This is a genomic window from Paracraurococcus lichenis (assembly GCF_030657435.1).
In the GTDB taxonomy this organism is placed as follows: Bacteria; Pseudomonadota; Alphaproteobacteria; order Acetobacterales; family Acetobacteraceae; genus Paracraurococcus; species Paracraurococcus lichenis.
This window is the reverse complement of record NZ_JAUTWS010000009.1, coordinates 185935-210734: the sequence shown is the minus strand read 5'-3', so window position 1 is coordinate 210734 and position 24800 is coordinate 185935. Positions and strand designations below refer to the sequence as shown.

The window sequence follows — 24800 nt, the reverse complement described above, 5'->3', positions numbered from 1 at the left end:
CGCCGTGCCGGGATGGCGCCGCATGGACGCTTTGCAATCCGGACCGCGCGGTCGTGTCCGCCGCCGGTGGCACCCGCATCCTTGCGCCGCGGCCGGAAGCGCCGAGGATGCGGGCCGGCCCCTGCGGCGCGGGCGGGAACGTATGGGCGTCCCGCCGCATTGGGCGGCAGGAGAGCCGATGCGCCCATGCCCCTGAACGAGACCATGCCCGCCCTGGCGAGCGAGGCGGAGCCCGCCGCGCCGCCCGCGCGGTCGCCCTTCCTCACCGTCTTCCCCTCCATCGTGCTGCCGATGTTCCTGGCGATCGTCGACCAGACCATCGTCTCCACGGCGCTGCCGGCGATTGGCGCCTCGCTCGGCGGGGTGGAGCGGCTGTCCTGGATCGTCGTCGCCTATCTCGTCGCCAATACCATCGCGGCGCCGGTCTATGGCCGGCTCGGCGATGCGCTGGGGCGGCCGCGGCTGATGCTGGCCGGGCTCGCGCTCTTCCTGCTCGCCTCGCTGCTCTGCGCCGTCTCGACCAGCGTCGAGATGCTCGCCGCCATGCGGGTGCTGCAGGGGCTCGGCGGCGGCGGGCTGATGACCCTCTCCCAGGCGCTGGTGGGGGAGAGCGTGCCGCCGCGCGAGCGCGGCCGCTACCAGGGCTACCTCGCCGGGGTCATGGTCTGCTCCAGCACCTTCGGGCCGGTCGCGGGTGGCTTCCTGACGCAGCATCTCGGCTGGCGCTCGGTCTTCCTGGTCAACCTGCCGATCGGGCTGGTCGCGGCGCTGCTGCTGCTGCGCCTGCCGCGGCGGCGGACGGGCGGCGGGCGGATCCGCTTCGACACGATCGGCCTCGGCCTCTTCATCGGCTTCGTCGCGCCGATGCTGCTGGCGCTCGAGGCGGTGCAGCGCTTCGACCCGCTCTCGCTGGCCACCGCCGCCGGGCTGCTGGCCGTCTCGCTGCTCGCCCTGCTGCTGCTGCTGCGGCAGGAGCGCCGTGCCACCTCGCCGCTGCTGCCCGTCGCGCTGCTGCGGCAGGCGCCGATCTGGCGGGCGGATGCCATGGCGGCCTGCCACGGCGCGGCGCTGGTCTCGCTCTTCACCTTCCTGCCGATCTACATGCGGGTCGTCCGCGGCACCTCGGCGGCCGAGACCGGCCTGCTGCTGCTGCCGCTGACCATCGCCATCGGCGTGAGCTCGATGGTGACGGGCCGGCTGGTGACGCGCACCGGGCGGACGGCGATCTTCCCCTCGGTCGGTCTCTGCCTGGCGACGGCGGTGCTGGTCGCGCTCGGGCTATGGGCGCCCGCGCTCGGGACGCGGGAGATCGCCTGGGGCTTCGGGCTGAACGCGCTCGGCATGGGCACGGTGATGGGGGTGGTGCAGATCACCGTGCAGGGGGCGGCGGGGCCGAAGATGCTCGGCGCCGCGGCGGGCTCGGTGCAGTTCTCCCGCTCGGTCGGCGCCGCCTTCGGCACGGCGCTGGTCGGCGCGGTGCTCTTCGCCACGCTGACCCTGCAGGGCGGCGGCGCGGCGGCCCTCTTCGTCGACCTCATCCGCCTCGGGCCGGATGCGCTGGCGGGCGTGCCGGCGGCGCAGCAGGCGCAGTTGCAGGCCGGGATCGCGCAGGCCTTCAGCCTGGCCTTCCTGGTGGTCGCGGCCTTCACCGGCTGCGGCGCGCTGCTCGCCTGGTCGATGCCGCTGCGGCGGATCTGACGCGGCGCGCCGGCTTCCGCCGCCGGGCGACCGGGGCTAGGCCTGCTTCCGCTCGATCAGCCCGCGGCGGATCCGGCGGCCGCGGCGGATGCGGTCCTCGATGAACTCCGCCTGGCCCCAGCGTACGGCGCGGGCCAGGGCGTGGCTGTCCTCGGTGAAGCGGGCCAGCATCTCCAGCAGCGCATCGCGGTTGTTCAGGAAGATGTCGCGCCACATGTCCACGTCGCTCGCCGCGATGCGGGTGAAGTCGCGGAAGCCGGAGGCGGCGAATTTCAGCACCGCCTCGCGCGTCTCCTCCGCCAGGTCATCGGCCGTGCCGCAGATGGTGAAGGCGATCAGGTGCGGCAGGTGGGAGACGATGGCGACGACCTTGTCATGGGTCTCGGCATCCATCCGCTCCACCATGGAGCCGCAGCGCCGCCACAGCTCGGCGATCCGCTCGGCCGCCGCCGGATCGCCGTTCGGCAGCGGGGTGAGGATGCAGTACCGCCCCTCGAAGAGTTGGGCGAAGCCGGCCTCCGGGCCGCTGTGCTCGGTGCCCGCCATGGGATGCGCCGGCACCAGCCGCGCGCCGGGCGGCAGCAGCGGCCCGAGGTCGCGGATGACGCTGCCCTTGGTGGAGCCCACGTCGGAGAGGATGCAGCCCGGCGCCAAATGCGGCGCGATCTGCCGCATGACGCCGGCATAGGCGCCGACGGGGACGCAGAGGATGACGCCGTCGCAGCCCGCGACCGCCCGCGCCGGATCCTCCTCCACCACATCGGCGAAGCCGAGCTCGCGCACCTTCGCCAGCGTCTCCGGCCGGCGGGTATGGGCGACGACGGTCCGGGCGATGCCGCCCTTCTCCCGCGCCGCCCGCGCGATGGAACTGCCGATCAGCCCGACGCCGATCAGGCACAACCGCTCGAACAGGACATCGCTCATGCGCCGCGCATGAACCCGGCCAACGCGTCCTGCACCATGCCGCATTCCTCGGCCGTGCCGATGGTGATGCGGAGCGCCTGCGGCAGCGAATAGGCCGCCATGGCGCGCACGATCAGGCCGCGCGCCTTCAGCGCCGCATCCGCCGCCTTGGCGCGCTCCGCCGTGCCGAAATCGGCCAGGATGAAATTGCCCTCGCTCGGGTGCACGGCGATGCCGAGGGCGCGCAGGCCCTCCGACAGCTTCGCGCGCCAGGCGTCGTTGTGCGCGACGCTCTTCTCCACCCAGCCCGGCTCGGCCAGCGCCGCGATGCCGGCCGCCATGGCCGGCGCATTCACGTTGAAGGGCCCGCGCACGCGGTTGAGGATGTCGATGACATGCGCCGGCGCGTAGGCCCAGCCGAGGCGGACGCCGCCGAGGCCGAATACCTTGCTGAAGGTCCGCGTCATCACCGTATTGCCGCCGGCATCGACCAGCGCCGTGCCCGGGTCGTAGTCCGGCCGGGTGACGTATTCCGCATAGGCGCTGTCGAGCACCAGCAGCACGTCCTCCCGCAGGCCGGCGCGCAGCCGCGCCACCTCGGCCGCCGGCAGCATGGAGCCCGTGGGGTTGTTCGGGTTGGCCAGGAAGACCAGCCGCGTGCGCGGCCCGACGGCGGCCAGCATGGCGTCCACATCCGCCGTCAGGTTCCGCTCCGGCACCTTGATCACCCGGCAGCCGGCATAGCGCCCGGCAATGTCGTACATGATGAAGCCATGCGCCGACATCACCAGCTCGGTGCCCTCACCGCCATAGGCCATGACCAGCGCGCCGATCAGCTCGTCCGAGCCGTTGCCGCAGACGATGCGCGCGGGGTCGAGGCCGAAGCGCCGGCCGATCGCCTCGCGCAGCGCCGTCGCGCCGCCATCGGGGTAGCGGTGCAGCTCGGCGGCCATGGCGGCATAGGCCTGCTGCGCGCCGGGCGGCACGCCGAAGGCGCCTTCGTTGGAGGAGAGCTTCACGATCCGGTTCACGCCCGGGATCTTCGACTCGCCGCCGACATAGGGCTCGATCGAGAGGATGGAGGGGCGGGGCAGCAGGGCGGGCATCAGCCGGGGTTTCCTCTCTCGGGCACGGCGTGGAAGCCTAGGGGCAGCGCGCGGTCGAAGGGCAGGGCGGCGAGCCGCGCATCGCCGTCCTCCACCACGCCATCGATCTCCGCCAGCGCCCGCACCACGCCGCCGTCGCGGCGCAGCAGCAGGCTGCGCGGCGGCAGCCCGGCGGCGGCCAGCGCCGCGGCCACCTGCGCCCGGCCGCGGTCCCCGGCCATTTCGAGCCGCAGCAGGGAGCGGTCGTCGCCGCTCGGGTCCGCCGCGCCGGGGGCAACGGCCAGCGCCGCCGCCTCGCCCTCGGACCAGAAGGGCAGGCGCGCCACCACCTGCAGCCGCGGCGCGTCGAGCCCGGTCCACCAGGCCTGCTCGGCCGGCTCGCCCTCCTCGGGCGCCGGGAGGACGGCCACCTGCGCCTCGCCGGCGGCGACGGCCGCCAGAGCGCGCGCCGCGGTCGGCAGCGGCCGCAGCGGGATCGCCCCGCCGAAATGGTCGCGGGCGAGGCGGAGCTGCGCCTCCTCCCGCGCATAGACGGCCACCGTGAAGCCGCCCTGCATGGCGCTGCTGGCGCCGAAGATCTCCCGCCACAGCCGCACCACCGCGCCGCCGGGCAGGGCGCCGGCGTGGCGGGCCAGCAACCGGCGCAGGATCATCGCCTCCCGCCCCGGCCGCAGCGGGCTGCCGCCGCGCTTGACGCCGCTGGCAGCGAGGCTCGCCACCACCTCGGCCCGGCGCATCACCAGGTCGTGCAACTGGTCGTCGAGCCGGTCGATCTCGGCCCGCAGGGCCGCCAGCGCCTCCGGGGGCGTACCGGGGGCCGTGGCCGCCGGCGTCGCGGGCGCGGTCTTCGTGTCGGAGGCTGCGGTCATCGTCCGGGATGTCTTTCCGGCCTGCTTTAGACGCCGCGGGCCCGCCCGCCAAGCGGAGGCACGCGCGCCGCCCCCGGCTGTTTCCCCTGGCGGCCGCTTGCTCTATGGAGGCCCACGAGGATCGTGGCCCGCCATGTCAGCCCATATCGCTCCCTTCCCGCAGGTGGATCACCAGCGGGCCGTCTTCGCGGACGGCCTGGCGCTCGATTGCGGGATGACGATCGCGCCGATGGCCGTGGCCTACCGGACCTATGGCACGCTGAACGCCGCGCGCAGCAATGCCGTGCTGGTCTGCCATGCCCTGACCGGCGACCAGTACGTGGCGGAGCCGCATCCGCTGACCGGCAAGCCCGGCTGGTGGGAGACCATCCTCGGCCCCGGCAAGCCGCTCGACACCGACCGCTACTTCCTGATCTGCGCCAATGTGCTCGGCGGCTGCATGGGCAGCACCGGCCCGCGGGAGGAGATGACGGATTCCGCGGGGCGCGGCCTCGGCCGGCCCTGGGGCACGGATTTCCCCAGCATCACCATCCGCGACATGGTCCGCGCCCAGAAGCGGCTGGTGGACCATCTCGGCATTTCCCGGCTGCTGGCCGTGGTCGGCGGCTCGATGGGCGGGATGCAGGCGCTGGAATGGGCCGCGACCTTTCCCGGCTCGGTCTTCGCCGCCGCGCCCATCGCCACGGCGGCGCATCACAGCGCCCAGAACATCGCCTTCAATGAGGTCGGCCGCGCCGCCATCCAGTCCGACCCCGCCTGGAAGGCCGGGCGCTACTGGGAGGAGGGGCGGGTGCCGGCCCAGGGCCTCTCGGTCGCCCGCATGGTCGCCCACATCACCTACCTGTCCGAGCAGGCGCTGACCCGGAAATTCGGCCGCCGCCTGCGCGGCGCCTCGGCGCTGACCTTCCTCGAGGACGTCTTCGAGGTGGAGAGCTACCTCCGCCACCAGGGCAGCACCTTCGTCCGGCGCTTCGACGCGAATTCCTACCTGACCATCACCCGCGCCATGGATTATTTCGACCTGGCGCAGGAACACGGCGGCGACCTGGCGGCGGCCTTCCGCGGGACGAGGACGCGCTTCTTCGTCGCCTCCTTCTCCTCGGACTGGCTCTTCCCGACCACCGAGAGCCGCGCCCTGGTCCGTGCCCTGAACGCCGCGGCGGCCAATGTCAGCTTCGTCGAGATCGAGTCCGACAAGGGCCACGACGCCTTCCTGCTGGAGGAGCCGGTCTTCCACCGCGCCCTCGGCGGGTTCCTCGCGGGCTGCGCCGACCGGCTGGGGGTGTGAGGGGATGGAGGACGAAGCCGAGCGGATCGAGCAGGTCTTCGGGATCCTGCGGGATGGCGAGACGGAGCTCCTGCGCGGCCTGCTGGCCGACGGGTTGCCCGCCAACCTGCAGAATGCCCGCGGCGACAGCCTGCTGATGGTCGCCGCCTACAACGGCCGGCATGCCGAGGCGGCGCTGCTGCTCGGGCACGGCGCCGACCCGATGCTGGCGAACCCCAAGGGTCAGCTTCCGATCGTCGGCGCCGCCTACCAGGGCGATGCGCGCATGGTCGGGCTGCTGCTCGACCACGGGGCGCCGGTGGACGGCGCCGGGACGGATGGGCGGACGGCGTTGATGACCGCGGCGATGTTCGACCGCGCCCCGGTGGTGGAACTGCTGCTCGCCCGCGGCGCCGACCCGGCGCTGCGCGACGCCAAGGGGCAGACCGCGCTGCAGGCGGCGGAGGCCATGGGCGCCCGGGTGGCGCCCGGCCTGCTGCGCGCCGCCGGCCAGGACTGAGCCATCATGCCCGACACCCACCTCCCCATCCGCTTCGTCGCCAAGAACATGCGGCTCGACCTCCGCCTGATCGCGGAGATGATCCCGCGCGGCGCGACGGTGCTCGACATCGGCTGCGGCGACGGCGCGCTGCTCGCCCACCTGACGGCCGAGAAGGGCGCCGATGCCCGGGGCATCGAGATCGACATGGCGCAGGCGACCCAGGCGGTCGCGGCGGGGCTGGCGGTGATCCAGGGCGATGCCGACAACGACCTCGCCTTCTATCCGGACGGCGCCTTCGACTACGTGGTGCTGTCGCGGACCCTGCAGGCGGTGGAGAAGCCGCGGGAGGTGCTGCGGCAGATGCTGCGCATCGGCCGGCATGCCATCGTCTCCTTCCCGAATTTCGGCCACTGGCTGCTGCGCTGGCAATTGCTCAGCACCGGCCGCATGCCGATGACGGATACCTGGCATCGCGCCTGGCATGAGACGCCGAACATCCATCCCTGCACGATCAGGGACTTCTTCGACCTCTGCGCGCTGGATGGCTATGTGGTGGAGCGCTGGCTGGCCGTCGACGACCGGGGGCTGAAGACGCCCTGGAAGCGGTCACCCTGGCTGGCGAATCTGTTCGGGGAACAGGCCTTGTTCCTGCTCAGGCGGCGCTGAGACAGGCGGCGCTTCGGCGCCATCGGGCCCTGGGCCCGTCGCTGGGTCGACCCGGCCATCCTGGCACGGGGGACGCCGGGTGGTCAGTGCAGGCGGGCGCCGCGCGGGCGGCGGACCAGGCAGGCGGCCCCGGCGGCCGCCTTGGGGGTATCGGGCATCAGGGACGCGGCGAGCGCAGCATGCCGCGCCGCGTCCATCGCCCCCATGCGCAGGCACTCCGCTTCGACATAGGACAGCATCAGCCGCAGGGCGGACTGGTCGGTGGTATCGGCCTCGGCTTCGACAACCTGGGGCGCAGCGCGCATGCAGCGGCTCCGGACAATGTGAACTGGCCACTCACACATACTAGTGACGTGGTAACGCGGCAAGGCGGAAGTCGTTGCCGCGCCTGCGTGAGTGGCTTTCTCCAAATGATTCTTGGCGCCAATAGCGAACAGTTGATGAATTCTGGCAGATTTTCTACTTCTAGTTATGGGCTTCGCCGCCCGGTATGGGCACCCCGGTGCTCCGCCCTGGCGGGACCGGGGGCCGGGCGATCCCGTCAGAACCGCTCCACCCAGGGCCTGACCTCGATCTCCCAGCTCCAGGCGCTGCGCGGCTGGCCGATGAGGTGCCAGTAGGTCGCGGCGATGGCGTCGGGGTCGAGCATGGTGTCCTCCCCCGTCTCCGGCCGCCGGGCGCTGCGGATGCCGCCATCGATGACGACATGCGCCACATGCACCCCCTTCGGGTGCAGCTCCCGCGCCGCCGACTGCGCCAGGCCGCGGAGGGCGAATTTCCCCATGGCGAAGCTCGCGCTCTGCGGGTAGCCCTTCACCCCGGCGCTCGCGCCGGTCAGCAGGATGGTCCCCCGCCCGCGCGGCTCCATCCGCCGCGCCGCCTCCCGCACCGCGAGGAAGGCACCGAAGGCACAGACCTGCAGGCTCTTCTGCACCTCCGCCGGGTCGAGTTCGGCGATCGGCCCGCGGGTGCGGTAGCTGGGGTTGTAGACCACCACCTCGGCCTCCTCCCCGGCGGCGCGGAACAGCGCCGCGACCTGCCCGGCATCGGCGGCATCGCAGGCATGGGTGCTGGCGCCGGTCTCCGCCGCCAGCGCCGCGAGCTTCGCCGTGTTCCGGGCGGCGAGCGCGACGGCATAGCCCTCCCGCGCCAGCAGCCGGGCGAGCGAGGCCGAGAGGCCATCCCCCGCGCCGATGATCAGGGCCTGCGGCATGCCTCGTCTCCTCCTGTCGTCCGGCATCATGCCACGGCGCCATCGCTTCGCCACGGCCGCGCCCTCGATCCGCCGCGGGGCGGGGCGATGCTCCTTCCTGTCGAGGCCCTGCAAGTCGGGCGCGCCGATGAAGACCTCCGGGCCCCTCGCCCGCCGGTTGTCGGCCCGCCCTCGGAGGAAGCCGAGCATGAAGACGATCCGCACCGCGTTCCTGGCTGCCCTTGCCGCCCTGCCGCTGCTGGCCGGCGCCGCCTCCGCCCATGACGGCTGGGGCTATGGCTCGGCCGGCGGCGACGATCCCTACTGGCGGGAGCGCGAGGCGCGCCGCGCCTGGTTCGAGGCCGAGCGCGCCCGCGAATGGGCCTGGCGCCGGCACGAGGCCTGGGAGCGTGGCCGCGTCTACGCCCCGCCCCCGCCGCCCGCCTATGGTCCGCCCGGCGGCTGGGGCCCGCGCTGGTAGCGCAAGCCTTCGGCCGCGGGCCGGGCTATTCTCCCGGCGCAAGCGCCGGGAGCCGCGAGAATGCCCTTCCAAGTCGACCCTGAGGATCGCCGGGTCACCGATGACCTCTACGCCGCCGGCCGCGCCGCCTTCGCGGCCGGCGCCTCGGTCGTCGAGAACCCGGCCGCGGGCACCGGCAATCTCGGCCGCGCCTGGTTCGCGGGCTGGCTGGACGCGCTGGCCGATGCCACCGACGGCCGCGACCGTGCCGCCCGCGCCTATCCGATCCTGCTGGCCGAGGACCGGGCGAACTTCTTCTGAGCCCTGCTTGGCATGTCGGGCGGGCCGATTCAGCCCAGGCTCTCCAGCAGTTCGCACAGCACCGCGCAGCGCGGGGCGAGGTCGGGCCAGCGGATATGCTCGTCCGGCGCATGCGCCCCAGCGCCGGTGCAGCCGAGGCCATCGAGCGTCGGCACTCCCATGGCGGCGGTGAAATTGCCGTCCGAGCCGCCGCCCCGATGCTGCTTCGGCAGGGCATAGCCGATGCGGCCGGCGATCGCCCGCGCCGCCTCGTAGAGCGCGAGATTGGCCGGCGTCTCCTCGAGCGGCGGGCGGTTCAGCCCGCCCTCCACGGTGATCCGGATCCCGTCCTCCTCCCGCGCCAGCGCCCGGATGGCGGCGACCATGCGCTCGGCCTCGGCCAGGCTCGGGGCGCGGAAGTCGATCCGGCAGCCGGCCTCGGGCGGGATCACGTTGGGCCGGGTGCCGCCCCAGACCGGCGCCACGTTGGTGGTCACGCCGCGCCCGAGGTCGGTCAGCGCATGCACCTGCAGGATGGCCTCGGCAAGGGCGACCACGGCGCTCCGCCCCTCCGACCAATTGCCGCCGGCATGGGCGCTGCGGCCCTCGATGGTCAGGGTGAAGCCGCCGGTGCCCTTGCGGCCGGTGACGCAGGCGCCCTGCGGGCCACCGGCGGGCTCCGGGATCAGCACGGCGCAGGCGCCGCGCGCCGCCGCCTCGATCGGGGCGCGGCTGGTCGGGCTGCCCACCTCCTCGTCGGGCGTCAGCAGCAGCGTGACAGGCCGCCGCGTCCGCGTGCCCTGGCGGAGGATCTCCCGCACGCTGTGGAAGGCCATGAAGCTGCCGGCCTTCATGTCGTAGATCCCGGGGCCATGGGCGCGCTCCCCCGCCACCCGGTACGGCATCGCGCCGGCGAGCACGCCATGGTCCCAGACCGTGTCGAGATGCCCGGCCACCACCACCGGCGTCCCCTCCCCCGGCGTCCGCGCGATCAGGGTGTCGCCGAAGCCGCCCGAGCCCGGCAGCCGCTCGATCGCCGCGCCCACCGCGCGCAGTTCCGCCTCCGCCCGGTCGAGCAGGCCGTTCACGGCGCTTGCGTCGGTGGTGGGCGTCTCGTGCTCCACCCAGGTCCTGAGTTCCGCGAGCAGGCGGTCGGAGGAGCCGATCTCGGTGACGGGCATGCAGGGGTCCTTCGCCAGAGCAAACGGCGCCTGAGTAAAGGCTCGCCGACGCCGCACCTTGCTCGTTCCAACAACAGCCGGACCCTCCGGCGGGCGTCGCCACGCGCGTCGGATGGTCCGGTCCCGGCCATCCTTGTCCCTCCCGGGCCCGAAGGGTAGACCGGCCGCGCATCAGCCAGGATTGCCCATGTCCGACGGCCTGTTCTTCGAGGACCTCTCGCTCGGCCAGACGGCCAGCTTCGGCAAGACCATCACCGAGGCCGACATCGTCCTCTTCGCCGCCGTCACCGGCGACACCAACCCGATGCACCTGAACGCGGAATACGCGAAGGACGCGATCTTCGGCGAGCGCATCGCCCATGGCATGCTGGCCGCCGGGCTGATCACCAAGGTGCTCGGCACCCAGCTTCCGGGCCCGGGCACCATCTACATGTCGCAGACGCTGAAATTCCGCGCCCCCGTCCGGATCGGGGAGACGGTGACCGCGACGGTCGAGGTGCTGGCCCTTCATCCGGAGAAGCACCGCGCGACCCTGCGCACCGTCTGCACCGTCCGCGGCAAGCCGGTGCTGGAAGGCGAGGCCTTCGTCTCCGTCCCCTCCCGCGCCGCGCGCGCCAGGGCGGCGGAATGACGCCGGCGATCCTCACGGACTGGCGGGCGGTGCCGGCCGGGCTCCGCGGCTGCACCATCGCGCTGGGCAACATGGACGGCGTGCATCGCGGCCATCTCGCGGTGCTGCAGGCGGCGCATGCGGCGCGGCCGGGCGCGAAGCTCGCGGCGCTCACCTTCGAGCCGCATCCGCGCGAGCATTTCCGCCCCGACGACCCGCCCTTCCGCCTGACCCTGCTGCCGGCCAAGGCGGCGGCCCTCGGCGCCGCCGGCGCCGCGGCGGTCTATGCGCTGCGCTTCGACGCGGCGCTCGCCGCCATGCCGGCCGAGACCTTCTTCGAAGCGGTGCTGCGCGAGGGCCTCGGCGCCGTGCATCTCTCCTGCGGCCAGGACTTCGCCTTCGGCCATCGCCGCGGCGGCGGTGCCGCGAGCCTCGCGCGCCTGGCCGAGGCGGCCGGCATCGGCACCACCATCGTGCCGCCGGTGACCGATGCGCAGGGCCCGATCTCCTCGACCCGCATCCGCCGCGTGCTGCAGGACGGCTACCCCGAGCGCGCGACGGAGATGCTCGGCCGCCCCTGGGAGATCCGCGGCGAGGTGGTGCATGGCGACAAGCTCGGCCGCGTGCTGGGCTGGCCGACGGCGAACATGTGGCTGGGGCGGCACCTCGAGCCGGCGCGCGGCGTCTATGCCGTGACGGTCAGTCTGCCGGACGGGACGGAGGCGAAGGGCGTCGCCAATATTGGCCGCCGGCCGACCCTCGGCGGCGACCCGGAGACGCGGCTCGAGACCTACATCTTCGACTGGTCCGGCGACCTCTACGGCCGGGAGATCGGAGTGCGGCTGGTGCGGTTCCTGCGGCCGGATGCGAAGTTCAACGGGCTGGAGGAGCTGAAGGCGGCCATCGCGCAGGACGCGGAGGACGCCAGGGCGGCACTGCGCTAGGCGGGGCGCTGCCCCGCACCCCGCCAGGAGGGCACCGCCCTCCTGGACCACCCGCCAAGGGCTTAAGGCCCTTGGAACCCACGAATCTATCCGCGCTCGGAGAGATTCGGACAAAGTTCCGGGTCGGATCGTGGCGGAAATGGGGCGGCGGAGGCCCAGCCGGCGAGCGGGGCGCCGGGCCATGCCGCGGGCGCGACGCGCGGATCGGAAGGGGACGCAAGCGCCCATCCTGCTCACCTCGCCTCAGCCGAACCGAACATAGCAGGAACATCTAGCTGATGCCAAGCCGAACCGGCGTCGGGACCATGCCTTACGCCGCCCCGGCCACCTGCTGCGCGCTCCCGCGGGCGCGCAGTACCTCGCACACCAGGTCCACCAGCTTCGCACCCTCGAAGGGCTTGCACAGCACCGGCGCATCGGGCGCCTCCGGTACGCGCCCGGCGCCATAGCCGGTGGCGATGATCACCGGGATGCCTCGCGCGACCAGGGCGAGGATCACCGGCCGCGCCTCCCGTCCCTTCAGGTTCAGGTCCACCACCGCCAGGTCGATCTCACCGGGCGTCGCCTCGATCCGCCGCAGCGCCGTCTCGACCTCGCTATCGGGGCCGAGCACCGTCGCGCCGGCCTCCATCAGCTCGTCCTCCAGCAGCATCGCCACCAGCGCCTCGTCCTCCACGACCAGCAGGCGGCAGCCGCGCAGGCGGTTGCAGATCGGCAGGGCGAGCGGTCCATGCATGGCGTTCCCTCCGATGGAGAGGCCCATCCAGCTAGGGCACCAACCCGGCGCCGCGTCATCCCGAGATTCGCGCCCTTGTGCCTTGCCCTGAGGAACCATTGCGGCCAACGTCAGCCACCGGACATTTGGCCGGGCACCTCCCCCAACCGGCCCGGAAACAGCCTCTCCTGCACCGCGCGCAGGCGGTGGTAGCAGGGGCAGGCGGTGGCCTCCAGCGCCGCACGGTCGGCGATCGCCAGTTGTGCCCGGGCATGCCGCACCAGGCCGGCGCGGCGCATCTGCTGCAGCATCAGGTTCACCGTCGGGCGCCGCGCGCCGAGCATGGCGGCGAGGTGGTCCTGGGTCAGCGGAAGGTTCGGACCGACGCGGTCGGCGACCGAGAGCAGCCAGCGCGCGATGCGCTGCTCCAGCGGGTGTGCGGCATTGCAGGCTGCCCCATGCGCGGCCTGCGCCAGCATCAGCATGCTGAACTGCCGCAGCAGGCTGCGCAGGTTGCGGCTGCCATCGGCCAGCATCTGCAGCGTGGCCGCCTCGATCCGTCGGCCATGGCTGGCGATCTGCACCATCGCCCGCAGGCTGGCCACCGGATCGCCGAGCAGCGCCGGCAGCCCGACCAGCCCCTCGCGCCCGATCAGCCCCACCTCGAGCATGCCCTCCTCCGGCAGGTCGGCAAGCAGCGAGACCAGGCCGGCATCGGGCAGGTAGACATGGCGGATCGGCTCGCCCGGCACGGCGAGGACGTGGCCCGCGGGATAGCTCACCGGCTCGGCCGCCCGCAGCACCATCACGCGCTCGGCGCGCGTCATCATCGCCAGGAGGGCATTGCCCGACGCGCGGAGCACCGCCCGGGACGCCGCTGCGGAATCCATGCCGGTCACCCGTCCGTCACGCCGGTCCTCGACAGCAATGCCGCCGCGCCGCGTGTCGTTCCCTGCGGTGGTCGGCGTCATCGCGCCCTTGTCACAGGCGGTGGCCGCGCTGCCGCCGCGTCCCGTGCCGCGACGCTGCGTTGGCGCGGCACGACGCCGGCACCGCCGGACGTCGCGCCCGAACTTCGCGCCCCGAGCCGCAGGAGGTCCGCATGCGAGCACGCCCCCGAGCCTTGTTGAGGGGCGCCGCGCTCCTGCTGCTGCTCGCGCCCGGGGCGGCACTGGCGCAGGGGCAGGAGAGCGTCGTCGCGCCGATGGGGCCGCAGACCAGCGCGCATCCGCCGCCGCTGCTCTCCTCCGCCGCCGCGACTGCCGTCCCCTCCGGCCCCGTCATCCCGCCGAAGCCGGTCGCGGCGCCGGTGCCGGAGACGCGCGGCGGCGGCCTCGTGCTGCCGGGCATGGTGCGGCTCGCCTCGCCCGCGCGGCTCGCCTGCGACGAGATCGGCGACCGCACTGCGCGGCGGCGCTGCGAGGGGCTGAAGGCGCCGCCCGCGCCGCCCGCGGGGTCGGCGCCATGAGCGGCGGGCTCGACCGCCGCGGCCTGTTCCGCGGCGCGGCCGCGCTCGGCGGCGCCGCGGCGCTGCCCGCGGGCGCCGGCGCGCAGACCGAGGCGCCGGCCGCGCCGCCCGCCGCGCCGCCCGCGGCCGCCGCGCCGCCGCCGGCGCCCGGCAGCCTCGCCGCCTGGCGCGCCGGCCAGCGCGCGGCGCCGGACCAGGTCCCCTACCGCTTCTTCAACCCGATGGAAGCCGGTTTCGTCGAGGCCGCGGCGGACCGGCTGATCCCGGCCGATGACGACTGGCCCGGCGCGCTCTGGGCCGGCGTGCCCGCCTATATCGACGGCCAGCTTGCCGGCGCCTATGGCCAGGGCGCCCGCTTCTACGCCGCCGGCCCCTGGGCCAAGGGCATTCCCAGCCAGGGCTACCAGCTTCCCCTCGCGCCGGCCGCGCTCTACCGCACCAGCCTCTCTGCCCTGCTGCGGGAGGGCGAGCGGCGCGGCCTCGACTTCACCGGCGCGACGCCGGAGCAGCAGGACGGCTTCCTGCAGGAGATGGAGGCGGGGAAGATCGACTGCGGCGGCTTCCCCTCCTCGGTCTTCTTCGAGACGCTGCTGGCCAATACCATCGAGGGCTTCCTCTCCGACCCCGTCTATGGCGGCAACCGCGACATGGTGGGCTGGCGGATGATCGGCTTCCCCGGCGCCTATGCGGCCTATCTCCCGCTCTACACCCATCACGGCATGACGCTGGCGCGCGAGCCGATGTCGATCGGCGACCATGCCCGCGCGCAGCAGGTGCATGGCGAGGAAGGAGCCCACCGGCATGGCTAGGACGCTGCCCAAGGTGGATGTGGTCTTCGTCGGCTTCGGCTTCACCGCCTCGATCATCGCGCGTGAGCTGAAGGACAGCCCGGTGCGGATGCTGGCGCTGGAGCGCGGCAGACCCCGCGACACGGTGCCCGACTTCCAGTCGCCCGCCATGCATGACGAGCTCGCCTATGGCGTGCGGCTCGGCCTGATGCAGGACCTGGCGAAGGAGACGGTGACGGTGCGCAACCGCGCCGACCAGGTGGCGCTGCCGATGCGCCAGCTCGGCAGCTTCCTGCCGGGCAGCGACCAGGGCGGCGCCGGCGTGCACTGGAACGGCCAGACCTTCCGCTTCCAGGAGGCCGACTTCCGCCTGCGCAGCCATCACGAGACGCGCTACGGCAAGGGCTTCGTTCCGGCCGAGCTCTCGATCCGCGACTGGGGCATCACCTACCAGGACCTCGAGCCGCATTACGACCGCTTCGAGCATCTCTGCGGCATCTCGGGCTTCGCCGGCAACGTCAAGGGCGAGATCCGCCCCGGCGGCAACCCGCACGAGGCGCCGCGCAGCCGCGACTACCCGAACCCGCCGACCAGGCCCGCCTATCTCGGCGCCATCTTCGCCAAGGCGGCGATGGAGCTGGGCTACAACCCCTATCAGGTGCCCAGCGCCAACATGACGCAGGGCTATACCAACCCGGAGGGCGTGCGGCTCGAGCCCTGCATGGTCTGCGGCTATTGTGAGCGATTCGGCTGCGAGCATTTCGCCAAGTCCAGCCCGCAGACCACGCTCTGGCCGGTGCTGAAGCAGCAGAAGAATTTTTCGCTGCGCACGGGCGCGCATGTGACCCGGGTGAACCTGTCGAAGGACAGGAAGCACGCGACCGGCGTGACCTATGTGGACGCCGCGACCGGCGAGGAGCTGGTGCAGCCGGCCGAGCTCGTCGTGCTCTCCGCCTGGGCCTTCCACAATGCGCGGCTGATGCTGCTGTCCGGCATCGGCACGCCCTACGACCCGCGCACGCGCCGCGGCAATGTCGGCCGCAACTACGCCTACCAGACCATGAGCGCCGTCAGCCTCTTCTACGACGAGGACGTCAACCTCAACCAGTTCATGGGCGCGGGCGCGCTGGGGACGGTGATCGACGACTTCTCCGGCGACAATTACGACCATACCGGCCTCGGCTTCCTCGGCGGCGCCTATATCTGCGCCTATACGACCGGGGCGCGGCCGATCGAGTTCCACCCGGTGCCGCCCGGCACGCCGCGCTGGGGCGCGGGCTGGAAGAAGGCGGTGGCGAAGCACTACAACCACACCGGCGGGCTGCAATGCCACGGCCAGTCCAACGCGGCGCATGCGAACCACGTGGACCTCGACCCCACCTACCGCGACGCCTATGGCCAGCCGCTGCTGCGCATCACCTTCGACTTCCCGCAGAACGACCTCAGGATGTCGCGCTACGTCACCGACCGCGCGACGGAGATCGCGCAGCGCATGGGGGCGCAGCAGATCGTCGCCGAGCCGCGCACCGCGCCCTGGTCGGTGGTGCCCTACCAGACCACGCACAATACCGGCGGCGCCATCATGGGCACCAATCCGAAGGAGACGGCCTGCAACCGCTACGGCCAGTCCTGGGACGTGCCGAATGTCTTCGTCACCGGCACGGCGCTCTTCCCGCAGAACGCCACCTACAACCCGACCGACACGGTGGGCGCCCTCGCCTATTGGGAGGCGGCGGCGATCCGCGACCGCTACCTGCGCCGCCCCGGCGCGCTGGTGCATGCATGAGGCGCGCCGTGCTCGCCGCCGCGCTGGCGGCGCTCCTCACCCCGCCGGCGCTGGCGCAGCCGCAGGCCACCGCCCCGGCGGCGCAGCAGCCGGTGCAGGGAGCGGCGAATGCGGAGAACGGCCGGCGCATCGTGCAGAACGGCACCGATGCCGGGGCGCCGCCCTGCAGCCAGTGCCACGGCGCCAACGGGCTGGGCAATGCCGAGCAGGGCATCCCGCGCCTCGACGGCCAGTCCGGCTACTACCTCTTCAAGCAGTTGGAGGACTATGCCTCCGGCGCGCGGGGCAATGACGTGATGACGGCGGTGGCGCAGGCGCTGACGGATGCCGAGCGGCAGGACACGGCGGCCTTCTACGCCGCGCTGCGGGTCGATCCGCCGCCCGCGCCGGGGATCGACGCCGCGACGGCGCGGAAGGGGAGGATGATCGTGGAGGCCGGCATCGCCGGGCGCGGCGTGCAGGGCTGCGCCAATTGCCACGGTCCCGACGGCATGGGCCTCGCGCCCGCGGCGCCGAGGCTCGCCGGGCAGTTCGCCGGCTATGCGCGGGCGCAGTTCCAGGCCTTCCATGACGGCACGCGGAAGAACGACACGGCGGCCGTCATGCGCGACCTGTCGCACCGCCTGCCGCAGCCGGAGATGGAGGCCGTCACGGCCTATCTGGAAGCCCTGCGGCCCGCCGCGCAGGACTGACCACGGAGGAACATCGCCATGCGCCCATCCATCATCGCCTGCGGCCTCGGCGCCGCCTTCCTCGCCGGGCTCTTCGCCGCGCGGCTCGCGCCGCCGGCCGAGGCGCAGCAGGCCCCCGCGCTGCAGCCGCGCATCGTCAACCTGATGTCCATGACGGAGGACGAGATCGGCCCGCTCGCCCCCGGCGCCGACCTCCGCAGCCGCACGCTGGTTGCCACCGAGCAGGGCACGGTCGCGGTGCAGAGCGGCAACGTGATCAAGCATTTCCACGCCGATGCCAACGAGATCCAGCTCATCCTGGACGGCACCGGCTCCTTCTGGCTGGGCGACAGGCAGGTGCAGGTGAAGCCGGGCGACCTGGTGATCATCCCGAAGGGCGTGGTGCATGCGGGATCCCAGGCGACGACCGGGCGGTTCCGGGCGCTCGCCATCAAGCTGCCGCCGCAGCGGCCGGACGACGTGCACCGGGTGGACTGAGCCTATGAGTCGCCGGCGGTGATGCCGAGGCTGCGGATGGCCTGGCCCCACTCCGCGGCATCGGCGCGCATGCGGGCGCCGAACGCTGCCGGGGTCTCCTGCGTCACCTCGACGCCGATCGCGGCCATGCGGTCCCGGATCTCCGGCAGCAGCAGGGCGCGATTGATCTCGGCGTTCAGCCGCGCGACCAGCGGCGGGGCCATGCCCTTCGGCCCCAGCACGCCGTACCACACCGCCATGGCATAGCCCGGCAGCGTCTCGGCGACCGTCGGCACCTCGGGCAGCAGGGCGCTGCGCCGCGCCTCCGTCACCGCCAGCAGGCGCAGCCGCCCCTCGCGGACATGCGGCAGGGTCTGCGTGCCCGCGCTGAAGAAGAGCTGCACCTGGCCGCCAACCGTGTCCAGCACCGCCGGCGCGCCGCCGCGATAGGGCACGTGCACCATCTCGATCCCCGCCATGCGGCAGAACATGGCGGCGCAGAGGTGGTTGGTGGAACCGGGCCCGGCCGAGGCGTAGGACAGCTTCCCCGGATTGGCCTTGGCGTAGGCGATGAACTCCGCGACGCTGCGCGCCGGCACCGCGGGGTGGACCACCATGGTGTTCAGCACGAAGGCGAGCAGCGCGACCGGCGTGAAATCCTCGACGCCGTCGAAGGGCATGTCCTTCATCAGCGCCGCGTTCATGGCATGCGTGCTCATCGTGGCAAACAGCAGCACGTGCCCGTCCGGCGCCGCCCGCGCCACCACGGCCGAGCCGATATTGCCCGAGGCGCCGGAGCGGTTCTCCGCCACCACGGGCTGGCCGAGCGCGAGGCGCAGCGGCTCGGCCAGCGCGCGGGCGAGGATGTCCGTGGTGCCGCCCGGCGCCCAGGGCACGACCAGGGTGACGGGGCGGCTCGGGTAGCCGTCCTGCGCCCGGGCCGCGGCGGGCAGCAGCGGCGCGGCCAGCAGGGCGCGGCGGGTCGGTCCGGGAAGGCGCGTCATGCGGGGAATCCTGCCTGTGGCGTCATGGCGCGCCAAGCACGGCGCGTGCCGCGGCACCGGCCCTGCCCCCCGGGCTTGACCCGCGGGCGCCGCCGGGCCTATCGGTGTCCCTGGTGGCCGCGGCCGCCCCTCGCGATTTGTCCGGCCAGCTTGCGGCGAGGTCCTTCACGGGTTCCCATCCATGGCGCGCAGCGCCGGGGGCGGGAAAAAACAAGCGCGCTAAACGGCCGTCGGGGGCGCCCCGCCGTCCCCGTCCCGTTCATCGGGCCGGACACCGCGTTTCGCCGCCAAGGTGCCAGCCCGCATGTCCAAGACCCTGCCGCCCCGCCCGTTGCGCCCCGCCACCCTGCTGGTCCGCGGCGGCACCATGCGCACGAACCAGGACGAGACCGCCGAGGCGCTCTTCCTCACCTCCGGCTTCGTCTACGACAGCGCCGAGCAGGCCGAGGCGACCTTCAACGGCACCGCCACGCACTACCAGTATTCCCGCTTCGGCAACCCGACCGTCAGCATGCTGGAGCAGCGCCTCGCGGCGCTCGAGGGCGCGGAGGCCTGCCGCCTGACCGCGACCGGCATGGCGGCCGTGCATGCGGCGATGCTGTCGCACCTGAAGGCCGGCGACCGCGTCGTCGCCTCCCGCGCCCTCTTCGGCTCCTGCCACTGGATCGTCTCCACCCTGCTGCCGCGCTACGGCATCGAGAGCGTCTTCGTGGACGGCGGCGACCTCGGGCAGTGGCAGACGGCGCTGGCCAAGCCCGCGGCCCTCGTGCTGCTGGAGACGCCGTCCAACCCGATGCTGGAGATGGTGGACCTGCCGGCGGTCGCCGACCTCGCCCACAAGGCGGGCGCGATCGTCGTGGTGGACAATGTCTTCGCCACGCCGCTGCTGCAGAAGCCGCTGACGCTCGGCGCCGATGTCGTCGTCTATTCCTGCACCAAGCACATGGACGGCCAGGGCCGCGTGCTGGGCGGCGCCGTGCTCGGCTCGAAGAAGTGGGTGGACGAGGTGCTGCAGCCCTTCATCCGCAACACCGGCCCCTCGATCTCCCCCTTCAATGCCTGGGTGGTCCTGAAGGGGCTGGAGACGCTCTCGCTCCGGGTCGAGGCGATGTGCCGCAGCGCCGCGGCGGTGGCCGACTTCCTGGCGGAACGGCCGGAGGTGGCGAAGGTGCTCTACCCCTTCCGCGCCGACCATCCGCAGCAGGCGCTGGCCCGCCGGCAGATGAGCGGCGGCGGCACGGTGGTGACCTTCGAGCTGAAGGGCGGCCCAGGGGCGGCAAAGGACGCCGCCTTCCGCTTCTGCAACGCGCTCGAGATTATCGACATCTCGAACAACCTCGGTGACAGCAAGTCCATGGTCACCCACCCCGCGACCACGACGCATATGCGCATCGGCGCGGAGGAGCGGGCGAGGCTCGGCATCACCGACGGCACCATCCGCCTCTCGGTCGGGCTGGAGGACGTGGCCGACCTGATCGACGACCTGGCCAGGGCGCTGGACGCCGCCGGCGGCGCCGTGGCGCGCGCGGCGGAATAGAGCCGCCGGCCCAGGCCGCGGTGGCGCCAGCCCCGCGGCCTGTGGCAGTCTCCTGTTCCGCTGGGGGAGACACATCATGGCCCTGGAGACCTGGACTGCCTTCGCGCTCGCCTCGCTCGCGCTGCTGGCCGGGCGCCTCTCGGGCGCGGTGACGCGGCCGGCGGTGCGGCGGGGCCTCAACCGGCTGGGGGGCACGCTGCTGATCGGCGCCGGCCTCGCCACCGCCGCGATGCGCAGGGCCTGACGCCATGGCCGAGTTCCGCAGCCCCGCATGGACCGCCGTGACGCAGGACGTGCGCGTGACGGTCCGCACCTATTTCCTGGCCGACCAGTCGGAGCCCGCCCGCGGCCATTTCGCCTGGGCCTATCGCGTCACCATCGCCAATGAGGGACGGCGCACGGTGCAGTTGCTGCGGCGCACCTGGCTGATCACCGACGGCCAGGGCCGCACCCAGCGCGTGCATGGCGAGGGCGTGGTGGGCGAGAAGCCGGTGCTCGAGCCCGGCGAGAGCTTCGAGTACACCTCGGGCACGCCGCTGGCCACGCCCTCCGGCATCATGCGCGGCACCTACCACATGATGGTCGCCGAGACGGGCGAGCCCTTCGACGTGGAGATCCCCGCCTTCAGCCTCGACAGCCCGCACCAGCCGCATGCGCTGCACTGATGCGGCGCATACTCTTGCGCCCTGGCCCTGGAGCATTCTCCCGCTGACCGTGCAGCCTGAGAATGCTCCAGGCTTTCGATGTGCAGAGCGGATTCACGCCTCCGAGCGTTTCCACTCTGCGGCGACCCGCTCTAGCCGCGGTGGTGGCAGGCCACCCAGTGGCCGGGCCGTGCCTCGCGCAGCGCCGGCACCTCCTCGCGGCAGCGGGTGAGGTCGGCGATCGGGCAGCGCGTGTGGAAGTGGCAGCCGCTCGGCGGGTCCAGCGGGTTCGGCACGTCGCCCTGCAGCCGGATGCGCCGGCGCTTCACCGCCGGGTCCGGGATCGGCACGGCCGAGAGCAGCGCTTCCGTATAGGGATGCAGCGGCGTCGCGTAGAGCGCGCGCGCGGAGGCGATCTCCACGATCCGGCCGAGATACATCACCGCCACGCGGTCGCTGATGTGCTCGACCACGGAGAGGTCGTGGGCGATGAAGAGGTAGGTGAGGCCGAACTTCTCCTGCAGGTCCTCGAGCAGGTTCACCACCTGCGCCTGGATGGAGACGTCGAGCGCGCTGACCGGCTCGTCGCAGATGACGAGCTTCGGGTTCACCGCCAGCGCCCGCGCGATGCCGATGCGCTGGCGCTGGCCGCCGCTGAACTCGTGCGGGAAGCGCCGCATCTGGTCGGCCTTCAGCCCGACCGTCTCCAGCAGCTCGACCACCCGCGCCTGACGCTCCCGCGCGCTCTTCGCCAGCCCGTGGATAACCAGCGCCTCCGCGATGATGGCGCCGACCGACATGCGCGGGTTCAGGGAGGCGAAGGGGTCCTGGAAGATGATCTGCATGTCGCGCCGGAGCGCGGTCATCTCCTGCGGCGTCAGGCGCGTGATGTCGCGGCCCTCGAACCGGACCTCGCCGGCGGTCGGCTCGATCAGCCGCAGGATCAGGCGGCCGGTGGTGGACTTGCCGCAGCCGCTCTCGCCGACGAGGCCGAGCGTCTCCCCCGGCGCGATGTCGAAGCTGACGCCGGAGACGGCATGCACCTCGGCCACCGTGCGGCGCAGCAGCCCGCCCTTGACCGGGAAGCGCTTGACGAGGTGATCGACGCGGAGAAGCGGCTGGGTCACGAGATCTCCTCGGCGCGGATGCAAGCGGCCTTGTGGCCCGGGGTGATCTCCCGCAGGGCGGGCTGGTCGGCGAGGCAGGCCTCGACCGCGAAGCGGCAGCGCGCGGCGAAGCGGCAGCCCTGGGGCGGGTGCAGCAGGCTCGGCACCGTGCCCGGGATGGCCTCGAGCCGCCTGTGCTCCGTCGCCGCGAGGTCGAGGCGCGGGATGGAGCGGATCAGCCCCTGGGTATAGGGGTGCAGCGGCCGGGCAAAGAGCGCCTCGACCGGCGCCTCCTCGATCACCTTGCCCGCATACATCACCACGACGCGCTGCGCCGTCTCCGCCACCACGCCCATGGCATGGGTGATGAGGAGGACGGCCATGCCGAGCCGCTCCTTCATCTCCTGCATCAGGTCGAGGATCTGCGCCTGGATGGTGACGTCGAGGGCGGTGGTCGGCTCGTCCGCGATGAGCAGCTTCGGGTTGCAGGACAGCGCCATGGCGATCATCACGCGCTGGCGCATGCCGCCGGAGAACTGGTGGGGATAGTCGTGGATGCGCCGTCCCGGGTTCGGGATGTGCACCAGCTTCAGCATCTCGGCGGCGCGGTCGAGCGCGGCGCGGCGGGACAGGCCCTCGTGCTCCCGCACGGCCTCGGCGATCTGCTCGCCCACGGTATAGACGGGGTTGAGGGAGGTCATCGGCTCCTGGAAGACGAAGCCGATCTCCCTCGCGCGGATGCCGCGCATCTGGTCCGGCTTCAACGGCACCAGGTCGCGGCCCTGCCAGAGGATGCGGCCCTCGGCGATCCGGCCAGGCGGCATGGCGATCAGCTTCAGGATCGTCATCGCCGTCACGGTCTTGCCGCAGCCGCTCTCGCCGACGACCGAGAGCGTCTCGCCGCGATCGACGCCGATATCGACGCCGTCCACCGCGCGGACCCAGCCGTCGTCGGTGCGGAACTGCACCTTGAGGCCCTCGATCTCCAGCAGGCGCGGCGCCGCCGCGGCGGCGGCGGTCGGCGCCGGCAGGGTGGCGGCGCTCATTGCACGCGCCTCGGGTCGAGGGCGTCGCGCAACCCGTCGCCGACGAAGTTGATGCTCACCACGGTCAGGAAGATCGCCAGGCCGGGGAAGATCGCCCAGTGCGGGGCGAAGTCGAGGTTGTCCTTGGCATCGAAGAGCAGGCGCCCCCAGGTCGGGATGTCGGGCGGGAAGCCGAGGCCGAGGAAGCTCAGCGTGCTCTCGGCGATGATGGCGGCGGCGATGTCGATGGTGCCGGCGACGATGACCGGCCCGAGCGCGTTCGGCAGGATATGCCGGAGGACGAGGCGGGTGCGCGAGGCGCCGAGCGCCCGCGCGGCCTCGACGAACTCCTTCTCCCGCAGCGAGAAGAACTGCGCGCGGACGAGGCGCGCGACCGGCATCCAGCGGAAGCCGCCGATGACCGCGACCACCAGGATGAAGATGCCGAGCTCCGGCCCCACCACGGCCGAGAGCGAGCTGCGGAAGAGGTAGATCACCAGCAGCAGCAGCGGCAGTTGCGGCAGGGAGAGGAACAGGTCGGTCAGCCACATCAGCGCCGCATCCACCGTGCCGCCCGCCATGCCGGCGAGCGCCCCGACCAGCACGCCGACCACCACCGCGACCGCCATGGCCGCGAAGCCGACGGCGAGCGAGATGCGCCCGCCATAGAGGATGCGCGCCAGCAGGTCCTGCCCGAGGTCGTCGGTGCCGAAGGGATGCTCCCAGGAGGGCGGGGAGAGCCGCGCGGTGAAGTCGATCTCGTCGATCGGCAGGGTCCAGAGCAGCGGGCCGACCAGCACGCCGAGGACGAGCACGAGCAGGATGGCGGCGCCCGCCACCGCCAGCCGGTGCTTGCGGAAGCGCCGCCAGGCCTCCGTCCAGGGCCCGATGCGCGGCGCGGCCGGCGCGGCCGGCGCGCTAGCGGTAGCTGATGCGGGGATCGAGCCAGCCATAGAGAAGGTCCGCGATCAGGTTGAAGAGGATGACGAGGCCGGCGAAGACGAAGGTGACCGCCATGATGACGGGCGTGTCGTTGGCGAGGATCGCCGTGATGAGCAGGGAGCCGATGCCGGGGATGCGGAAGATCTGCTCCGTCACGATGGCGCCGCCGAAGACGGTGGGCATCTGCAGCGCGACCAGCGTGACGACGGGGATCATGGCGTTGCGGACCACGTGCCGCAGCGTCACCCGGCGCTCCGGCAGGCCCTTGGCGCGCGCCGTCGTCACGTGGTCGAGCCGCACCACGTCCAGCACGGCGGAGCGGACGAAGCGCGTCCAGGCCGCGCCCTGGAAGAGGCCGAGCACCGCGACGGGCATGATGGACTGCTTGATCTCCGCCCACCACCAGGCCCAGCCCGTCGCGTTGATCTGCGTGCTGTAGACGAAGGGCAGCCAGTCCAGGTGGATGGAGAAGACCAGGATCAGCAGCAGCCCGGTGAAGAAGGTGGGCAGGGAGAAGCCGACGAAGGCGAGGGTATTGGCCACCTGGTCGAAGAGAGAATAGGGCCGCGTGGCGGCGGCGACGCCGACCGGCAGGGCAACGGCGAGCGCCAGGACCTGCGAGGCGCCGATGACGGCGACCGTGGTCGGCAGGCGCTGCAGGATCAGCTCGTCCACCGGGATGCGGCTGACGAAGGAATAGCCCCACTCCCCCCGCAGCATGGCCCAGAGCCACCTGACGTAACGGAGGTGGATCGGGTCATCGAGCCCGAGGCTGGCGCGCAGCGCCTGGCGCACCTCGGGCGGGACGGCGGGGTTGGTCGCCAGCTCGCCGAAGGGGTCGCCCGGCGCCAGCGCGAGGACGACGAAGAGCACGACGCTGATCCCGAGCAGGCTCGGGATCGCGATCAGCAGGCGCCGGATGAGGTACTGGAGCACGCC

The 24800-nt window shown here is 72.8% G+C and carries 29 protein-coding genes; 16 read left to right on the top strand and 13 right to left on the bottom strand.

Annotated elements, in window-relative coordinates:
• The first annotated feature begins 186 nt into the window (after positions 1–186).
• Positions 187–1698 (top strand): MFS transporter, encoded by a 1512-nt coding sequence (locus Q7A36_RS12105; protein WP_305103952.1) that lies wholly within the window; start codon positions 187–189, stop codon positions 1696–1698.
• A 36-nt stretch (positions 1699–1734) separates the two neighbouring features.
• Here the strand turns inward: Q7A36_RS12105 and Q7A36_RS12100 are convergent, their stop codons facing one another.
• From Q7A36_RS12100 to Q7A36_RS12090, 3 genes are read right to left on the bottom strand one after another with little or no spacing between them, the layout of a single operon-like run.
• Entirely contained in the window at positions 1735–2622 is an 888-nt protein-coding gene (locus Q7A36_RS12100) for a prephenate/arogenate dehydrogenase family protein (protein ID WP_305103951.1), read from the bottom strand.
• Entirely contained in the window at positions 2619–3707 is a 1089-nt protein-coding gene (hisC, locus tag Q7A36_RS12095) for a histidinol-phosphate transaminase (protein ID WP_305103950.1), read from the bottom strand. The genes Q7A36_RS12100 and hisC overlap by 4 nt, the downstream gene beginning before the upstream one ends.
• Positions 3707–4576, bottom strand: a complete 870-nt coding sequence (locus Q7A36_RS12090) for a chorismate mutase (protein ID WP_305103949.1) — start codon at positions 4574–4576, stop codon at positions 3707–3709. Before Q7A36_RS12090 ends, hisC begins: the two co-directional genes overlap by 1 nt.
• 133 nt (positions 4577–4709) lie before the next feature.
• Between Q7A36_RS12090 and metX the strand changes: the two genes are divergently transcribed.
• From metX to metW, 3 genes are read left to right on the top strand one after another with little or no spacing between them, the layout of a single operon-like run.
• Positions 4710–5864 (top strand): homoserine O-acetyltransferase MetX, encoded by a 1155-nt coding sequence (gene metX / locus Q7A36_RS12085; protein ID WP_305103948.1) that lies wholly within the window; start codon positions 4710–4712, stop codon positions 5862–5864.
• A 4-nt stretch (positions 5865–5868) separates the two neighbouring features.
• Positions 5869–6363 carry an ankyrin repeat domain-containing protein gene (locus Q7A36_RS12080; protein ID WP_305103947.1) on the top strand — a complete coding sequence of 165 codons (495 nt, stop codon included), beginning with the start codon at positions 5869–5871 and terminating at the stop codon, positions 6361–6363.
• Positions 6364–6411: 48 nt separating this feature from the next.
• Positions 6412–7011, top strand: a complete 600-nt coding sequence (metW, locus tag Q7A36_RS12075) for a methionine biosynthesis protein MetW (protein ID WP_305103961.1) — start codon at positions 6412–6414, stop codon at positions 7009–7011.
• 83 nt (positions 7012–7094) lie between these two features.
• Here metW and Q7A36_RS12070 read toward each other — a convergent pair whose 3' ends face one another.
• Together Q7A36_RS12070 and Q7A36_RS12065 are read right to left on the bottom strand one after the other, a co-directional pair.
• Positions 7095–7316: a hypothetical protein gene (locus tag Q7A36_RS12070; RefSeq protein WP_305103946.1), complete on the bottom strand. Its 222-nt coding sequence runs from the start codon at positions 7314–7316 to the stop codon at positions 7095–7097.
• Positions 7317–7552: 236 nt separating this feature from the next.
• Positions 7553–8413 (bottom strand): SDR family NAD(P)-dependent oxidoreductase, encoded by an 861-nt coding sequence (locus Q7A36_RS12065; RefSeq protein WP_305103945.1) that lies wholly within the window; start codon positions 8411–8413, stop codon positions 7553–7555.
• Here Q7A36_RS12065 and Q7A36_RS12060 point away from each other — a divergent pair.
• A complete protein-coding gene (locus Q7A36_RS12060) occupies positions 8412–8684 on the top strand; it encodes a hypothetical protein (protein WP_305103944.1) in 273 nt (90 codons plus the stop codon). The two genes, Q7A36_RS12065 and Q7A36_RS12060, sit on opposite strands and share 2 nt — an antisense overlap.
• Before the next feature lie 60 nt (positions 8685–8744).
• Positions 8745–8984 (top strand): hypothetical protein, encoded by a 240-nt coding sequence (locus Q7A36_RS12055; protein WP_305103943.1) that lies wholly within the window; start codon positions 8745–8747, stop codon positions 8982–8984.
• 29 nt (positions 8985–9013) lie between these two features.
• Here the strand turns inward: Q7A36_RS12055 and Q7A36_RS12050 are convergent, their stop codons facing one another.
• Positions 9014–10144, bottom strand: a complete 1131-nt coding sequence (locus Q7A36_RS12050; protein WP_305103942.1) for a M20 family metallopeptidase — start codon at positions 10142–10144, stop codon at positions 9014–9016.
• A gap of 187 nt (positions 10145–10331) precedes the next feature.
• Here Q7A36_RS12050 and Q7A36_RS12045 point away from each other — a divergent pair, with 187 nt between their 5' ends.
• Together Q7A36_RS12045 and Q7A36_RS12040 are read left to right on the top strand one after the other, a co-directional pair.
• Positions 10332–10775: a MaoC family dehydratase gene (locus Q7A36_RS12045; protein ID WP_305103941.1), complete on the top strand. Its 444-nt coding sequence runs from the start codon at positions 10332–10334 to the stop codon at positions 10773–10775.
• Positions 10772–11698 carry a bifunctional riboflavin kinase/FAD synthetase gene (locus Q7A36_RS12040; RefSeq protein ID WP_305103940.1) on the top strand — a complete coding sequence of 309 codons (927 nt, stop codon included), beginning with the start codon at positions 10772–10774 and terminating at the stop codon, positions 11696–11698. Before Q7A36_RS12045 ends, Q7A36_RS12040 begins: the two co-directional genes overlap by 4 nt.
• Positions 11699–12008: 310 nt before the next feature.
• Here Q7A36_RS12040 and Q7A36_RS12035 read toward each other — a convergent pair whose 3' ends face one another.
• Positions 12009–12434, bottom strand: a complete 426-nt coding sequence (locus Q7A36_RS12035) for a response regulator (RefSeq protein WP_305103939.1) — start codon at positions 12432–12434, stop codon at positions 12009–12011.
• A gap of 110 nt (positions 12435–12544) precedes the next feature.
• Positions 12545–13384, bottom strand: a complete 840-nt coding sequence (locus tag Q7A36_RS12030) for a Crp/Fnr family transcriptional regulator (RefSeq protein WP_305103938.1) — start codon at positions 13382–13384, stop codon at positions 12545–12547.
• Between the two features lie 131 nt (positions 13385–13515).
• Here Q7A36_RS12030 and Q7A36_RS12025 point away from each other — a divergent pair, with 131 nt between their 5' ends.
• From Q7A36_RS12025 to Q7A36_RS12005, 5 genes are read left to right on the top strand one after another with little or no spacing between them, the layout of a single operon-like run.
• The gene (locus tag Q7A36_RS12025) at positions 13516–13881 is read left to right on the top strand and encodes a hypothetical protein (RefSeq protein ID WP_305103937.1); all 366 of its coding nucleotides are present in this window, start codon (positions 13516–13518) and stop codon (positions 13879–13881) included.
• Positions 13878–14690, top strand: coding sequence for a gluconate 2-dehydrogenase subunit 3 family protein (locus Q7A36_RS12020; RefSeq protein ID WP_305103936.1), 813 nt, complete (start codon positions 13878–13880; stop codon positions 14688–14690). Before Q7A36_RS12025 ends, Q7A36_RS12020 begins: the two co-directional genes overlap by 4 nt.
• Complete coding sequence (locus Q7A36_RS12015; RefSeq protein ID WP_305103935.1) at positions 14683–16455, top strand: GMC family oxidoreductase; 1773 nt, start codon at positions 14683–14685, stop codon at positions 16453–16455. The genes Q7A36_RS12020 and Q7A36_RS12015 overlap by 8 nt, the downstream gene beginning before the upstream one ends.
• Entirely contained in the window at positions 16452–17147 is a 696-nt protein-coding gene (locus Q7A36_RS12010) for a c-type cytochrome (RefSeq protein ID WP_305103934.1), read from the top strand. Before Q7A36_RS12015 ends, Q7A36_RS12010 begins: the two co-directional genes overlap by 4 nt.
• A gap of 18 nt (positions 17148–17165) precedes the next feature.
• Positions 17166–17624 carry a cupin domain-containing protein gene (locus tag Q7A36_RS12005; RefSeq protein WP_305103933.1) on the top strand — a complete coding sequence of 153 codons (459 nt, stop codon included), beginning with the start codon at positions 17166–17168 and terminating at the stop codon, positions 17622–17624.
• A gap of 2 nt (positions 17625–17626) precedes the next feature.
• Here the strand turns inward: Q7A36_RS12005 and Q7A36_RS12000 are convergent, their stop codons facing one another.
• Positions 17627–18607, bottom strand: a complete 981-nt coding sequence (locus Q7A36_RS12000; protein ID WP_305103932.1) for a Bug family tripartite tricarboxylate transporter substrate binding protein — start codon at positions 18605–18607, stop codon at positions 17627–17629.
• 304 nt (positions 18608–18911) lie between these two features.
• Here Q7A36_RS12000 and metZ point away from each other — a divergent pair, with 304 nt between their 5' ends.
• The 3 genes from metZ to apaG all read left to right on the top strand — a co-directional run bounded on the left by metZ (position 18912) and on the right by apaG (position 20809).
• The gene (gene metZ / locus Q7A36_RS11995) at positions 18912–20144 is read left to right on the top strand and encodes an O-succinylhomoserine sulfhydrylase (protein WP_305103931.1); all 1233 of its coding nucleotides are present in this window, start codon (positions 18912–18914) and stop codon (positions 20142–20144) included.
• Between the two features lie 76 nt (positions 20145–20220).
• A complete protein-coding gene (locus Q7A36_RS11990) occupies positions 20221–20388 on the top strand; it encodes a hypothetical protein (protein WP_305103930.1) in 168 nt (55 codons plus the stop codon).
• Between the two features lie 4 nt (positions 20389–20392).
• Positions 20393–20809, top strand: coding sequence for a Co2+/Mg2+ efflux protein ApaG (gene apaG, locus Q7A36_RS11985; RefSeq protein WP_305103929.1), 417 nt, complete (start codon positions 20393–20395; stop codon positions 20807–20809).
• Between the two features lie 131 nt (positions 20810–20940).
• Here the strand turns inward: apaG and Q7A36_RS11980 are convergent, their stop codons facing one another.
• The 4 genes from Q7A36_RS11980 to Q7A36_RS11965 are packed head-to-tail and all read right to left on the bottom strand — an operon-like array spanning position 20941 to position 24797.
• On the bottom strand, positions 20941–21915 hold the full coding sequence (locus tag Q7A36_RS11980) for an ABC transporter ATP-binding protein (protein WP_305103928.1): 975 nt from the start codon (positions 21913–21915) through the stop codon (positions 20941–20943).
• Complete coding sequence (locus Q7A36_RS11975; protein WP_305103927.1) at positions 21912–22940, bottom strand: ABC transporter ATP-binding protein; 1029 nt, start codon at positions 22938–22940, stop codon at positions 21912–21914. Before Q7A36_RS11975 ends, Q7A36_RS11980 begins: the two co-directional genes overlap by 4 nt.
• Positions 22937–23872, bottom strand: coding sequence for an ABC transporter permease (locus tag Q7A36_RS11970; protein WP_305103926.1), 936 nt, complete (start codon positions 23870–23872; stop codon positions 22937–22939). The genes Q7A36_RS11975 and Q7A36_RS11970 overlap by 4 nt, the downstream gene beginning before the upstream one ends.
• Positions 23838–24797: an ABC transporter permease gene (locus Q7A36_RS11965; protein WP_305103925.1), complete on the bottom strand. Its 960-nt coding sequence runs from the start codon at positions 24795–24797 to the stop codon at positions 23838–23840. Before Q7A36_RS11965 ends, Q7A36_RS11970 begins: the two co-directional genes overlap by 35 nt.
• Between the last annotated feature and the right edge of the window lie 3 nt (positions 24798–24800).